This window comes from Acinetobacter sp. WY4 (assembly GCF_018438165.1).
Lineage (GTDB): Bacteria > Pseudomonadota > Gammaproteobacteria > Pseudomonadales > Moraxellaceae > Acinetobacter.
In genome coordinates, this window is record NZ_CP053947.1 from 1,653,111 (window position 1) to 1,667,450 (window position 14,340).

Sequence of the window (14,340 nt, forward strand, 5' to 3'; positions counted from 1 at the left end):
TTAATACGATTGCATTAAAAATTAAGCTTGTAACTCACGCGCTTTAGACATGGTTAATGCCAGGTCTTCAATCATGTCTTCCTGACCACCAACCGTACCACGGCGACCAAGTTCCATCAGGATTTCACGCGCAGATACGCCATATTTCGCTTCAGCGCGTTTAGCAAACAACAGGAATGAAGAGTAAACACCGGCATAACCTAAAGTTGCCGCATCACGGTCGGCACGGATCGGGTTGTGCATCATTGGAATCACCAGATCTTCAGCAACGTCTTGTACTTTAAACAAGTCAACACCAGTGTCCATACCCATACGGTTTGCCACAGCGATAAACAATTCGAGTGGTGTATTACCCGCACCAGCACCTAAACCTGCAGACGCCAAATCAACACGTACCGCACCTGCTTGAACCGCAGCAACAGTATTCGATACACCCATGCCTAAGTTGTGGTGACCGTGGAAACCAAGCTCAATGCTTGAATCCAAGTGTTGACGTAAGTGACCCACACGGTCGATCACGTCCTGCGGAAGCATATAACCCGCTGAATCTGTCACGTAAATACAGTTTGCACCGTAAGACACCATCTTGTTTGCTTCTTCAAGCAATTTTTCAGGAGATGCCATATGCGCCAACATTAAGAAACCGACGGTGTCCATTTCTAGTTTACGTGCAGCGGTGATGTGCTGCTCAGAACAATCCGCTTCAGTACAATGCGTCGCCACACGAATGGTAGAGACACCAATTTCATGTGCCATTTTCAAATGGTCAACCGTACCGATACCAGGAAGAAGCAATGCAGAAATTTTTGCATTTTTCATACGTGGCACAACAGCAGACAAATATTCTTCATCTGTTGCAGCAGCAAAACCGTAGTTCACTGATGAACCGCCCAGGCCGTCACCGTGCGTTACTTCAATTAAAGGTACGCCTGCATCATCAAGTGCGGTTGAAATTGCAATCATTTGCTCAACAGTCGTTTGATGGCGCTGCGGGTGCATACCATCACGCAAAGTCATATCATGAACAATAATCTTAGACATTTTGGTATTCCTTTAAGCTTCAGCGATGTTGAACACATGTTCTGCGAACATTTCTGCAGTACGTGCAGCTGCTGCAGTCATAATATCCAGGTTGCCTGCGTATTTCGGCAGGAAGTCACCCAGACCTTCAACTTCCAAGTAAATTGATACACGGTTGCCATCAAATACAGGACCATTTACAAGCTTGTAACCTGGTACGTATTTTTGAACTTCCTTGATCATGGCATGTACAGATTCAGTGATCGCTGCCTGATCCGGCTCGCCTTCAACCAAGCAATGTACTGTGTCACGCATCATTAAAGGTGGCTCAGCCGGGTTAATGATGATGATCGCTTTACCCTGTTTCGCGCCGCCGACTTTCTCAATTGCACCCGCAGTGGTACGTGTGAATTCGTCGATGTTTTTACGCGTACCAGGACCTACAGATTTGGTCGATACAGTTGCAATGATCTCACCATATTCAACTGGTTGAACGCGAGAAACTGCAGCCACCATCGGAATCGTTGCCTGACCACCACAAGTCACCATGTTCACGTTAGGCACTTCGCCCGCTTGTAGCAATGCTTCAAGGTTGACTGGTGGTACACAAAATGGACCAATCGCAGCAGGCGTTAAGTCAATCATGAGCACGCCAAGTTCATTGAGCTTGCGGCTGTTTTCAGCATGGACATAGGCAGAAGTTGCGTCGAATGCAATTTTGATGTCATCTTCAAGAATATGAGGAAGCAGACCATCGACACCTTCAGCTGTGGTTTTTAAACCCATTTTTGCAGCACGCGCCAGACCTTCAGAAGTCGGGTCAATCCCCACCATCCAAACAGGCTCTAACCATTCGCTGCGTTGTAATTTATAAAGCAAATCAGTACCAATATTCCCTGGACCGATCATTGCACATTTAATCTTTTTCATGAATGTACTCTCTTGGAATCTTGATTATTCAGCAGCGAATGCAGCGGTTACTGAACCGAAGCCTTCAATTTCAACTTTGAATTCATCACCTGGTTGCGCCACAACCATTGGACCTAAAGCGCCCGTCAAGATGATGTCACCTGCCAACAATGGACGGCCACGACGCACCATTTCATCTGCAAGCCAAACCGCAGCATTGAGTGGGTTTGCAAGACATGCTTTACCCACGCCTTGAGAAACGACTTCCTCACCGCGCGTCATCACCATCTTGCAGTTCACCAGATCAAGTTTTTCTAACTTAACCGGCTGAGAACCCAAGACAAATGCAGCAGAAGATGCGTTATCCGCCACAGTATCAATCAGGCTGATTTTCCAGTTTTCGATACGGCTATCGACCACTTCAATTGCAGGCAGTGCATAATCAGTTGCGCTGATAATGTCTGCATACGTGTGTTTTTCTTTGGTTAAATCCTGGTTAATCACCAATGCGATTTCTGCTTCAACTTTCGGCTGAATCAGAAGGCCAGCTGGAATTGCTTCACCATCGCCATAGGCCATGTCGGCAAATAACATACCGAAATCCGGCTGATCTACACCCAGTTGCGCTTGAACGACTTTAGACGTCAAACCAATTTTACGACCCACCAGACGGCGACCTTCAGACAAAGCACGCTCGGTATTCACTTCCTGAACGGCATAGGCGATATCTACGTCAGCACTTTCACCGCCAAGTTCCGGGCGAATCGGTGCAATCGCAGTTTGTGATAATTCAGCGCTACGAAGTGCTTGTGCAACTGATTCAACAACAGCAGAATTCGACATCAATGTTTCCTTAAACTGCAAAAATTAGGCTTATGCCGGGATCTAAGAGGGACAGAAAATATGAAAATGATCAGGCTGATCATCCGCATGGACTGCCTTTCTCAGATCGAGCATAGGAATAAACAGTTTTAGGATGGGAAAAATCCGGCTTTTATGCCAATAGTTATTTTATTTTTTGCTATAGCTATTATCTATAAGGAGAATTCATAAAAATTTAAATAAAACAAAATCTTATTATTTAAAACACATCGCTATTTAGCAAAATAACTACCATAATATGACCGAATAAAATCAGTACAATTACGACTTTAGACTAAAAGATAAGAACCAGCGCTTAAATCTGCAGCATTCCCCAGCCAATTTAAACCGGGGAACTGCTTGTTTTTCATTACAACCAAGATACTGGATTAAACTGCTTGTTTCCATTGGACTTTAGCCAACAAAGCGCTATGCAAAGCAGCCACATCATCCACGATACAGACTGGATTAAATTGTGCTAAAAGTTCAGGTTCATGCACACCATAACTTACCCCAACGCTTGGCATGGCAATATTTTGCGCCATTTCCAGATCATAAGACGTATCACCGACCATAATCGCATGTTCAGCCTGCACACCGGTTTCCGCCAGAATTTCTTCTAACATGAGTGGATGAGGTTTAGAATGGGTTTCGCTGGCTGCGCGCGTACTCACAAACAGCTCTTCACTGTTCGTCTGTTTTAATACACGATCCAGACCTTTACGGCTTTTCCCTGTGGCTACTGCCAGCTTCACGCCTTGCTGCTGTAAATCTGCGAGCATGTGCGCTACGCCTTCAAACCAGGAATCTCCTGATGAGTTGGCAACATAATGATCGGAATAAGCCTGTAAAATATCGCTATGTAATTCTGGTACTGTCGGGAATAAACGCTGTGCAACTTCAGGTAAACCCAGTCCAATAATACTTTTCGCATCTGCATCCGTTAACGGCTGCTGAAACTGCTGTGCGGCAAACTGCAAACTCGCCACGATTTGACCGACTGAATCAAATAAAGTGCCATCCCAATCGAAAATGACCAATTTTACAGGTGAGTTCATAAAAGATTTCCTAGATTTGATTCAGTCTTGAAGCCCTCTCCTACAAGGAGAAGGAATTTTTCATTCTTAAGCAAATGACTTTAATAAAAGAACCAATAAAGTCGAATTATCAATGAAGTTTTAATTCAACATTACTATTTAATAAGTAACGTTCCCTCTCCTGAACGAGTTTAAAGCACTGCTTTAAACGACGTGCAAGAAGGAGACTTGCTCAGCAGTGCTGCTTAGGGAGAGGATTCTTTTGAAATTTAATCTCCCCTAGCCCTCTTTAAGAAATAGGGGAATTCCCTCCTTTTTCAAAGGAGGGTGAGGGTGGATTAAATTTATTAAAAGAAAAAATAAGTCCTTATTGGGCAGCCGGTTTATCCGCTTTCTGCGCTCTTAACTGCGCCACCAGACTCTGCATATCTTCTGGCAATGGTGCTTCAATTGCTGGATAGCCCGGAATGTCCAGACGCATTGCATGTAAACACAAACGGCGTGGTTTTGGCCCACGATATTCTGTTTCATGACCATACTTTTCATCGCCTACTAGCGGATGACCAATACTCAAACCATGAACACGAATCTGATGGGTACGACCAGAAAGCGGAGATGCATACACCAGTGTGGCATGCATAAAACGTTCCTGCACATTCCACTGGGTTTTAGACTCTTTACCTTCTTTCGGGGACACGCAGACACGACGTTCACCATTGGCCAGCTCGTAACGATGTAAAGGTGCATCAATCAGCTGTTTATCCAGACTGACCTGCCCTTTTACTACAGCGGCATAGGTTTTTTTGATTTTATGTTCACGCAACATATCTTGTAATGTTTTCAACACGCTACGCTTTTTGGAAATCATCACCAGACCGGAAGTATCACGGTCAATCCGGTGAATCAGTTCCAGATACTTTTTACCGGTTGCGGCACGCAAGCCCTCAATCAGGCCATAGGCCACACCGCTACCACCATGCACAGCAATCCCGGAAGGTTTATTCACGACCATCAAACCTTCATCTTCATAAATCACACGGGCCAATAAGCCTTGTGCCACTTTGTCAGAAACAGGTGCAGCAGATTCATCTTTTTGTTCATAGCGAATCGGCGCAACGCGAATCTGGTCACCGATTGCGAGTTTGGTTTCTGCTTTAATGCGTTTTTTATTAACGCGAACCTGGCCTTCACGAATCAGACGATAGATACGGCTTTTTGGCACACCTTTCAGACGACTAAACAGGAAATTATCGATGCGTTGTCCATCTTGATGTTCATCCACTTCAAACCAAGTGACGTTTTGCCATTGTTGCGTAGAATTCATACAGTTACTATGACCCAAAAAATACTAAAATTGATTAAAAACTGATCACTTAGGTTATGCTTTACACAAGAAACATAAGCTTAGCCCATAGGCAGATGATGCAAGGTTTGATATAGTCAGCGCACGGAAACCATCGTTTGTGAGTAAAAGTTGAATCATTTCAGATTTTTCTGAACTTGATTGTTCAATTAAAGACTCACATGATACGGGAAGGTCCCCAAAGAATTATGCCACGCCGAAGGCTTATTATATCGGCAAACAAAGCAAACTGTTGCGTTTAATTGTACCTCAGGTACATAAATCAGTTTGTCTTAAAAAATATGTCGCCAACTTTGTTGGTTTTTAAACGTAAACTGATACACATCAGATTAGTCGCAACCTGAAGACGACTTCAGGCTACAGCGTTGATGCATTGGATCTGCACAGTTTGTAAAGATACGACGACAATTCCGTATCAAGACACTTTCTATAAAGAAGGGATGATCTTCGAGCAATGTGACAGTGAAAGTTACACACATCCAATGCACCGCTCGTCCGCCAGTGAAGCGTTCAGGTGACTTTAATCCGTTTAAAGATTGAAGCCGTATTGCCATCATCAATACGTGAATCAAAAACCGAAGCCCATCTATATTAAATAGAGCTCGGTCATAAAAGACTCAAACCACAATGAAATTCATTGCAGATTTGAGCCATTGATCCGTGATGTGTGATGTTCGCTACGTGTATAGCGATTTTTTGCTGTGTATCACTATAAGGTGTTACACCCATGAAACGTATGTTGATTAATGCAACACATGCCGAAGAAATTCGCGTTGCACTTGTCACTGGTCAGCGTCTTTACGATTTTGATTTAGAAAATCGTACCCGTGAACAAAAAAAATCCAATATCTACAAAGGTCACGTGACTCGCGTTGAACCTTCTTTAGAAGCTGTATTCGTTGAATACGGTGCAGGTCGCCAAGGCTTCCTGTCAATGCGTGAAATCGCAAATTCATATTACAAAGCCGATCCTCGCCAAACTTCAAATATCCGTGAACTGATCACTGAAGGCACCGAACTTCTGGTTCAGGTGGAAAAAGAAGAGCGTGGCAACAAAGGCGCTGCCCTGTCTACTTTTATCTCACTTGCTGGCCGTTATTTGGTATTAATGCCAAACAACCCGAAAGGTGGTGGTATCAGCCGTCAGATTTCCGGTTCAGTGCGTGAAGAACTGAAAGAAATGCTGGCAACACTGAACGTGCCACGTGGTATGAGCGTGATTGTGCGTACTGCCGGGATTGGCCGTTCACAAGAAGAATTGCAACTCGACTTACAGCACTTGTTAGACCTTTGGGCACAAATCCAGAGCACGGCAAGTTCAGGCCCATCGCCAATGCTGGTACATCAGGAAGCGGGTGTGGTAACACGTGCCATTCGTGACTACCTGCGTGATGATGTTGCTGAAATCCTGATTGACTCAGAACAAGCCTATAACGAAGCCTATAACTTCGTAAAAGCGGTAATGCCACGTCAGTTAGAAAAACTGAAAACTTATACCTTAAATGAACCTTTATTCGCGCATTTCGCGATTGAAAGTCAAATTCAAACCGCTTATGAACGTGAAGTAAAACTTCCTTCGGGCGGTTCGATCGTAATCGATCAAACTGAAGCTTTAGTGTCAATTGACATTAACTCGGCAAAATCGACTCGCGGTAGCGACGTTGAAGACACCGCGTTAAATACCAATATTGAAGCGGCAGAAGAAATCGCGCGTCAATTACGTTTACGCGATATCGGTGGCCTGGTGGTGATCGACTTTATCGACATGACCAAAGACCGCAACCAGCGTATGGTGGAAGCGAAGCTACGCGAAGCTACGCAAAGTGACCGTGCCCGTATTCAGTTCGGTCAATTGTCACGTTTTGGTTTGATGGAAATGAGCCGTCAACGTCTGCGTCCTTCTCTTGAAGAAGCGACTGGCTACGTTTGCCCACGCTGTCATGGCACCGGTATGGTCCGTGATCTTCGTTCTTTATCACTTTCGATTATGCGTAAAGTGGAAGAGATCGCGCTACGTGAACGTCATGGTGAAGTTCAAGTCGAAGTTCCAGTCGAAATTGCTGCCTTCTTATTGAATGAAAAACGTCACACCTTGGTCTATTTAGAACAGACTTCAAATGTACGTGTCACTGTGCTGCCGCATCCGCATCTGGAAACACCGCATTATGAAATCACTTATAATGCCGAAGGCTTTGCACCAACCAGCTATGAACGTACTGAAGCAACACGTTCAAGTGAAAAAGAGTTGGGCTATGAGTCATCTGAATGGCATTTAGAAGAAGAACAACATACGCATGCTGCTGCACCAGCGCCTGCTCAACAGCAAAACAACGGCAGAAACAATAAACGCCGTAACCAGCAAAACCAAAATGCACAGCAAGCACCTATTGCGCAACAAGCTCCTGCCCAAGCACAAGTTGCTGCTCCTGCATCTAGCCCATGTGCCTGGTTAGAAAACCTGTTTGTTCAAAAACAGGCTGCGACTGTTGATCAATCGCGTACTGCCAACAATGCAGCTGCAGCAATTGAACAAATGATCAATGGCGGTGCGGTGAGCCGTGGTCAGTTCGGTCAATTGTCTGCACCAGTGGCACAACCTGCGCCACAGCAAGTGTCTCAACCGGTTGCTCCGGCAAGCAGCAATGCTTACCTGGCACCATCGACTGTAGCGCAAAAACAGGAACGTGATGCTGAAAAGCCGGCAGAGCGTGATGAAAGAGCACCGCGTCATAACAACAAAAAACCACGTAATCCGAAGCACAAAGAACCGCGTGAGCAGGTTCAGTCTGAAGCTTCCGCGCCTCAGCAACATCAGGTGCATGAAGAAGTGGTTCAGGTATCTCGTCAAGAGCAACGTCATGAAGCACGTGAAAACAAGCGTAATTCTCGCCGTCAGCATCATAACGAGCCATCTCAGCAAAATGATGTTCAAAACAATGAACAACAGCCACAACAGGCAATGCCACGTCGTGACCGCCGTAACCAGCCACGTCAGGAACGTCCAAATCGCCACCGCGATCCAAGCGTGCTGAATGAGCAGGCTCAACAAGCAGCACCTGCAGTCGTTGAAGTTCCAGCAGTCAATGACAAGCAGCTTCGTGTTGAATTGGTCGATGCGCCACGTCAAGACGTGATGCCGACTGCTATGGTGGTGAATATTGACCAGGCGAAAAGCGAAATCGTGGCATTGAATGACAATGCTGCAGTTGTAACGCCAGCGGTTGAAGTTACTGCACCGGCAGATGCGCCAGTTGAAGAAGCCGCTGCTGAAAATGTAGTAGAAGCTGCACTGACAGCACCTGCTGAAGAAGTTGTGACAGCGGAAGAATCAAGTGCTGAAAAACCTCGTGCCAGCAACGATCCGCGTCAGCGTCGTCGTCAGCAACGTGAAGGACAGCCTCAACAGGCTACAGTTCAGAAATTGACTCCGTCACAAGTACCAACTTTGGGTCAGTTCACTATTGGTAGCCTGATTCGCCATGTTTATGGTGAAGACTGCTCCGTACTGATTGAACAGTTTGGTTTATTGCCAACCTTCAACCGTGCTCTAGAGAAGTTCACAAAAGAGTACAACGCAAGTCTGGTGGCTGCAGCAACGCCTGCCACAGAGAAAAAACCGGTCACCCGTGATGTTCAAGTGACCGTAGCCAAGGTTGAAGCAGAGCCTGCTCCAGTTCTGGACCTGACTCCACCAAAACCGGTGTCGGACAAACGTGTCGCAAATGATCCACGTGAGCGTCGCCGTCTGGCTAAACAGGCTGCAGAACAGGCCCTGCAACAAGCCAAGCAACAGGCTAAAGTAGAAACAGCTCCGGCAGTTGAAACTACGCCAGAAGCACCTGTAGCAGCAGAAGCGCAAGCAGAGTCTGCTGAAGCAGCGGCAACTGAAACTCCAGTAACCACTGAAGTAGCTATTGAAGAAACCGTAAATGCTCAGCCAGCTGAACAAGCAACTGAAACTACGGCACCAGTAGATACAGCTCCTACAGAAGCGGCTCCAGTGACTGAAGCTCAACCTAGAGATGCTGCGCCAGTTGAAGCAAATGCTGAATCAGAAGCTCCTGTTACAGAAGCCCAGGATCAGGCCGAAGTAACAACAGAAGACACTAAAGCCAGCGAAGCTGAAAAAGCGGAGAAACAGGCTGCTCGTCCACGTCGTCCACGTGGTCGTCCACCGAAAAAAGCCAATACTGCAACTGAATCATAATTTGCTCAATTGCAGTCATATAAAAAAACCTAGTCATTTCGGTGACTAGGTTTTTTTTTGCTAGATTTAGTCAGAATAGGTTGATTGCACTAGTGTTTTAACGCTAAAAGATGGATAGCTCGTCAACTGTATATAAATTAAACGTATCGGATACGAAAAATAAATAGGATTCTCATGACCCAAATGAAACCACACGATCTGATTGGGATTGCAGATGTCGCTGCCAAAATCCCGGCTTTCTTGACCAAAGTGCCCAATTTGCTCACTGGTCTAAGACAGGCATATTTACGTACTCCGAACACACCGGCCGGCCTGGGTCTGGCTTTTGAAAAAGCCACCAAGCGTAACCCGGAAGGCATTGCCTTGCGTTTTGAAGAGCAAAGCTATAGCTATGCTGCTCTCAATGCCTGGACCAACCAGATTGCCCATTTCTATCTATCCTTGGGCGCCAAGAAAGGTGATGTTGTTGCTGTCATGGTCGAGAACCGCCCTGAGCTGATTGCCAGCGTGATTGGTCTGGCTAAACTGGGTGTGACCACCGCTCTGGTCAATACCTCTCAAGTCGGCAAGGTGCTGACGCACAGTATCAATCTGGTCAAACCGATTGCCCTGATTGTGGGTGAAGAGTGTCGTCATGCAGTCAACGAGATTCGTAATGACCTGAATATTAGCAGTGACCGCCTGCACTGGTTTGCAGATCAAAACACTCAAGCCGATCCGGGTCAGGCGCCTGAAGGCTTTATCAACCTGGCTGAAAAAACCGATCTTGCTCCCAAATTCAATCCATCAACTACTCATTCGGTACAGGGCAAAGACGGGCTGTTCTATATTTACACCTCTGGCACCACGGGTCTACCTAAAGCGGTGATCTTTACCAATGGTCGCTGGACGCTGGCTTATGGCACCTATGGGCATGTGCTGAATCTCAATAAAGATGATGTGATGTACTGTACCCTGCCGCTTTATCATGCCACAGGCATGGTGGTGTGCTGGTGCGGTGTCATTGCAGGGAGCAGCACCCTGGCTATTCGCCGTAAATTTTCGACCTCTTCTTTCTGGAAGGATGTGCAAAAATTTGATGCCTCTGCGATTGGTTATGTCGGTGAGTTGTGCCGCTATCTGATGGATGCTCCCCCATCTGAACTGGAAAAAGGTCACCGCGTGACTAAGATGATTGGGAATGGCATGCGCCCAAATATCTGGGATAAATTTAAATCCCGTTTTGGCATTCAGGAAGTGCTGGAACTGTATGCCTCTAGTGAAGGCAATGTCGGTTTTAGCAATATTTTCAATTTTGACAATACCGTCGGTTTCTCACCCACACCGTATGCGATTATTGCCTTTGATAAAGATAAAAATGAGCCGGTACGGGATGCCAAAGGCCATTGCAAACGGGTGAAAAAAGGCGAAACTGGTTTATTAATTGGTAAAATTACCCGCCGTTCACCTTTTGATGGCTATACCGACCCGGAAAAAAACAAGTCAGTCATTATGCAGGATGTATTCACCAAAGGTGATGCTTACTTCAATACCGGAGATCTGGTGCGTAATATCGGCTTCCGTCATGCGCAGTTTGTCGATCGTTTAGGCGATACTTTCCGCTGGAAAGGTGAAAATGTTTCCACGACTGAAGTTGAAAACATGCTGACTGAGTATGAGAAAATCGTTGAAGCGGTGGTGTATGGTGTAGAAATCCCCAATACCAATGGTCGTGCCGGCATGGCTGCGATTACCCTGAAACCCGATGTAAAATTGGATGATGCAGATTTAGCAGCCATGGCCGCTTGCTTTAAAAAATGCTTGCCAGCTTATGCGGTACCAGTATTTTTACGCGTACAACAGCAAGTTGAAACTACAGGCACCTTTAAATACCAGAAAAATAAATTGAAAGAGCAAGCATTTGATCCGAGTAAAACCGATGAACGCCTGCTGGTCTTATTGCCAGGTGCAACGGCGTATTCCGAGCTCACCGCAGATATTTTTGCCAATATCCAAGCCTATCAATATCGCTTCTAAGTACTGAAGTTGCCTATTTTTTGTTTAGATAAAGCATAATTGTTGTATTTATAATCAAACATGGGCAACTTTGTTATTTTTTGCTTGCGCTGAAATGAGATCTTGCTACAATACGCTCCATCAAACAAAGTGGTGCTTTAAGCTATTTAGCTTGACTTGCACTGCATATTCAAACCTGGTTTGAATAATGGTTCGGGGTCGTTAGCTCAGCTGGTAGAGCAGCGGACTTTTAATCCGTTGGTCCCGCGTTCGAATCGCGGACGACCCACCACTTATTTGATATTCCTTGATGGGTCGTTAGCTCAGCTGGTAGAGCAGCGGACTTTTAATCCGTTGGTCCCGCGTTCGAATCGCGGACGACCCACCATCTTCCGAAAGGATCACGTAAAAGTACACCACACTTTTGCGTCATAAAAATGGTCATCATCATTTTTATTCCTCGGGGTCGTTAGCTCAGCTGGTAGAGCAGCGGACTTTTAATCCGTTGGTCCCGCGTTCGAATCGCGGACGACCCACCATTCTTTCCTTAGAATGTTTCTCTGATTTCCCTTATTATATTTTAATTAAATTGCGATGTTTTGGTCGTGTATTTCTGCGCCCATATTTTAGGCTCACACGTTCCCGCAACTTGCCTTTATTGTCTAATCTAAATAGTGTTTGAATTAAGCTTTCGACCAGATCAGCCGATTTTTATCGGGTATTATTCTTGAATATGAAAGGATGTGTCTTTGACCAGTTCATAGGCTTTTGAAGGTGCCGGATAGCCGCGATCAAATAATTCCCGGTTGGTTCTTTCCTTTTCACTATAGATTTTTTCCAGATTCATGACTAAGTGATTTGAATCTTTAATTTTATAGTAAAAGCTCGCCCCTTCTTTGCGATTCACTACTATATCGGTACGTTCCGGATTGATAAACCAGCGGTCTTTACGGTAGGTGATATTGTGAGCCGTGCTGTTTTTGGTATTATCAATAAATACTTTGCCATACTGTAAAATGCTGCGATGCACGGTACCGTCCGGCATCAGAGTTAATATAAATTCTGCCTTGCCTTCAGTACAAGGGGCAAAGCGGCCATCACAATCAATTTCAGTATGATAACGGCCTATAAACGCCTTGGCATCCTCTGGCACAGTTGCCGGGTTTAAATCAGCTTCTGCCGGAAGAGTCGCCTGCCCTGCGACCTGAGTTAAGGATTTGGCACTGACGGTCACTACATCGGCCTTCGTATTGGCAGCGGAAATTTTAACGCCTTCTTCTGATGTTGCCTGACTTTCCTGTTCAGGTTTGACCTGCTGCTGATCACAAGCCTGCAAAATCACTACACTCCCCAACACCAGGCTACATTTAAAAAAACTGCTTAATGTACAACGTGATACATCCAATTTCATTTTTAATAAACCTAAATAGGAAACATGGCGAGCAAAAAGCACACAGCAAAGCTGATGAACTTTACACAAGAGTTCAATAGAATTTTCACTATGTTAGTAGCTCTTAGATCTGGTTTTAATCTTTATTAACATTACTTAACGATTTTATTTGTAATCAGCACTTTAAAAAGTTTAAGTAAACTCCATTTATTTAAGTATGGATCTAGTTTTAGGATTCAAACCTATTTTTAATCAGGAGATTTTAATGGCCAATGTTGGTTTATATCGCTCTAACCGCTCAAACATGATTGCAGGTGTGATGGGTGGTATTGCTGAACGTTTTGGTTGGAACGCAAATTTATTACGTCTGATTTTTGTGGTGATTTCAATCATGAGTGCCGCATTCCCGGGTATTTTGGTCTATCTGGTGTTGTGGTTAATCATGCCGAAAAAACAGTACAGAATTGATCATGACAGCGTTCATCAACCTCAGGGCTATCAAAATCCTGTGCGTACAGTGAATCAGGATAAACACTATTAAGTTGCATATTAATTTTAACAAGAGCCCTTGACCAGTTTCATCGCAGAGCTTCCTCTTTCACCTCGGTTAAATGGGATGAAATCTGATGCCACGGTAATTTCCCCAAGTTATCGTGGCTTTTTTTGCCTATATTTTTTGTTATTTCTTTGCTGTATTACAGCTTTTCACTTTCTTTCTCAGTTGAATTCACGATAAGTTCAATATTCTAATTTTTGAAATGGATTTCACATGACTCAGGCAGAATGGATGATGCTGTGGCTCTGTGCCGTAGCAGCCCTGCTACATGGTTTAAGCGGCTTTGGCTTTCCCATGATGAGTACGGCTGTTCTGTCCAGCGCATATCCGCTTAGCATCGCGGTTACGCTTGTCATTCTGCCCTGCCTGCTGCTGAATCTGATCATGCTGAATGCCGATCCTACGCATAGTCTGTTGAATAGCATTGGCTATTATATAAAACGCTATTGGCCATTAATGCTTAGTAGCCTGGTCGGCAGTGTACTCGGGGTCAAGCTATTACTTTGGCTAAATGAGGCTTATTTAAAACTGTTATTGGGTCTGGTAATTATATTTTATGTCTTGGACCAGTTACGGGCACGCCCCTTACAAGTTAGTCCGCATATTTCCAGCATGCTCTGTTTTGGTTTACTGGCCGGCATTATTGGAGGTGCAACCAATGCCATGGCACCTTTTCTGATGATGTATCTGATGAGTTGCCAACTCTCTAAAACAGATATTGTCATTATCAGTAATCTCAATTTCATTGCCGGTAAACTGATCCAGCTGGTTTTACTGTTTCCAATTCTGATCACACTGGAAACCCATCAACAGCATATTCTGATCGGGATAAGCTTATTCGCCCTTGCTGGTGTCTGGATTGGAGGCAAAATACGCCATCGTTTATCTCAGCAGCACTTCAAATGGATTGTCCTGGCTTTACTTCTGGGTTTGGGCTTGTATGCTCTCTGGCAAAGTGCTGGATTATTGCAACAATCTGGTTATAGTATCTTTAAATAGGAT

The 14,340-nt window shown here is 44.9% G+C and carries 10 protein-coding genes and 3 tRNA genes; 7 read left to right on the forward strand and 6 right to left on the reverse strand.

Features of this window, described 5'->3' with window-relative positions; genetic code table 11:
- Positions 1–21: 21 nt before the first annotated feature.
- The 5 genes from dmpG to G4D73_RS07820 form a co-directional block, all read right to left on the reverse strand.
- On the reverse strand, positions 22–1,041 hold the full coding sequence (dmpG, locus tag G4D73_RS07800) for a 4-hydroxy-2-oxovalerate aldolase (RefSeq protein WP_005245890.1): 1,020 nt from the start codon (positions 1,039–1,041) through the stop codon (positions 22–24).
- Positions 1,042–1,053: 12 nt separating this feature from the next.
- Complete coding sequence (locus G4D73_RS07805) at positions 1,054–1,950, reverse strand: acetaldehyde dehydrogenase (acetylating) (RefSeq protein WP_213686463.1); 897 nt, start codon at positions 1,948–1,950, stop codon at positions 1,054–1,056.
- Positions 1,951–1,974: 24 nt separating this feature from the next.
- On the reverse strand, positions 1,975–2,772 hold the full coding sequence (locus G4D73_RS07810) for a 2-keto-4-pentenoate hydratase (RefSeq protein ID WP_086044161.1): 798 nt from the start codon (positions 2,770–2,772) through the stop codon (positions 1,975–1,977).
- A 407-nt stretch (positions 2,773–3,179) separates the two neighbouring features.
- On the reverse strand, positions 3,180–3,848 hold the full coding sequence (locus G4D73_RS07815) for an HAD-IA family hydrolase (RefSeq protein WP_213686464.1): 669 nt from the start codon (positions 3,846–3,848) through the stop codon (positions 3,180–3,182).
- Positions 3,849–4,194: 346 nt separating this feature from the next.
- On the reverse strand, positions 4,195–5,151 hold the full coding sequence (locus G4D73_RS07820) for an RluA family pseudouridine synthase (RefSeq protein ID WP_004278531.1): 957 nt from the start codon (positions 5,149–5,151) through the stop codon (positions 4,195–4,197).
- A 766-nt stretch (positions 5,152–5,917) separates the two neighbouring features.
- Here G4D73_RS07820 and G4D73_RS07825 point away from each other — a divergent pair.
- The 5 genes from G4D73_RS07825 (at position 5,918) to G4D73_RS07845 (ending at position 11,931) form a co-directional block, all read left to right on the forward strand.
- The gene (locus G4D73_RS07825) at positions 5,918–9,397 is read left to right on the forward strand and encodes an Rne/Rng family ribonuclease (RefSeq protein WP_213686465.1); all 3,480 of its coding nucleotides are present in this window, start codon (positions 5,918–5,920) and stop codon (positions 9,395–9,397) included.
- A 174-nt stretch (positions 9,398–9,571) separates the two neighbouring features.
- Positions 9,572–11,413, forward strand: coding sequence for a long-chain-acyl-CoA synthetase (locus G4D73_RS07830; protein WP_213686466.1), 1,842 nt, complete (start codon positions 9,572–9,574; stop codon positions 11,411–11,413).
- Between the two features lie 195 nt (positions 11,414–11,608).
- Positions 11,609–11,684 (forward strand) — tRNA-Lys (locus G4D73_RS07835).
- Between the two features lie 20 nt (positions 11,685–11,704).
- A tRNA-Lys gene (locus tag G4D73_RS07840) sits at positions 11,705–11,780 on the forward strand.
- Positions 11,781–11,855: 75 nt separating this feature from the next.
- Positions 11,856–11,931, forward strand: a tRNA-Lys gene (locus tag G4D73_RS07845).
- Positions 11,932–12,113: 182 nt separating this feature from the next.
- Here G4D73_RS07845 and G4D73_RS07850 read toward each other — a convergent pair.
- Positions 12,114–12,803, reverse strand: a complete 690-nt coding sequence (locus G4D73_RS07850; RefSeq protein WP_213686467.1) for a hypothetical protein — start codon at positions 12,801–12,803, stop codon at positions 12,114–12,116.
- A gap of 244 nt (positions 12,804–13,047) precedes the next feature.
- Here G4D73_RS07850 and G4D73_RS07855 point away from each other — a divergent pair, with 244 nt between their 5' ends.
- Both G4D73_RS07855 and G4D73_RS07860 read left to right on the forward strand, forming a co-directional pair.
- Complete coding sequence (locus G4D73_RS07855) at positions 13,048–13,323, forward strand: PspC domain-containing protein (protein ID WP_213686468.1); 276 nt, start codon at positions 13,048–13,050, stop codon at positions 13,321–13,323.
- A gap of 228 nt (positions 13,324–13,551) precedes the next feature.
- Positions 13,552–14,337, forward strand: a complete 786-nt coding sequence (locus tag G4D73_RS07860; RefSeq protein ID WP_213686469.1) for a sulfite exporter TauE/SafE family protein — start codon at positions 13,552–13,554, stop codon at positions 14,335–14,337.
- Positions 14,338–14,340 lie beyond the last annotated feature (3 nt).

Coding starts and splice junctions, on each gene's coding strand:
- G4D73_RS07810 (WP_086044161.1), bottom strand. CDS start 2,772: ATGTCGAATTCTGCTGTTGTTGAATCAGTTGCACAAGCACTTCGTAGC.
- G4D73_RS07855 (WP_213686468.1), top strand. CDS start 13,048: ATGGCCAATGTTGGTTTATATCGCTCTAACCGCTCAAACATGATTGCA.
- G4D73_RS07850 (WP_213686467.1), bottom strand. CDS start 12,803: ATGAAATTGGATGTATCACGTTGTACATTAAGCAGTTTTTTTAAATGT.
- G4D73_RS07860 (WP_213686469.1), top strand. CDS start 13,552: ATGACTCAGGCAGAATGGATGATGCTGTGGCTCTGTGCCGTAGCAGCC.
- G4D73_RS07820 (WP_004278531.1), bottom strand. CDS start 5,151: ATGAATTCTACGCAACAATGGCAAAACGTCACTTGGTTTGAAGTGGAT.
- G4D73_RS07805 (WP_213686463.1), bottom strand. CDS start 1,950: ATGAAAAAGATTAAATGTGCAATGATCGGTCCAGGGAATATTGGTACT.
- G4D73_RS07825 (WP_213686465.1), top strand. CDS start 5,918: ATGAAACGTATGTTGATTAATGCAACACATGCCGAAGAAATTCGCGTT.
- G4D73_RS07815 (WP_213686464.1), bottom strand. CDS start 3,848: ATGAACTCACCTGTAAAATTGGTCATTTTCGATTGGGATGGCACTTTA.
- G4D73_RS07830 (WP_213686466.1), top strand. CDS start 9,572: ATGACCCAAATGAAACCACACGATCTGATTGGGATTGCAGATGTCGCT.
- dmpG (WP_005245890.1), bottom strand. CDS start 1,041: ATGTCTAAGATTATTGTTCATGATATGACTTTGCGTGATGGTATGCAC.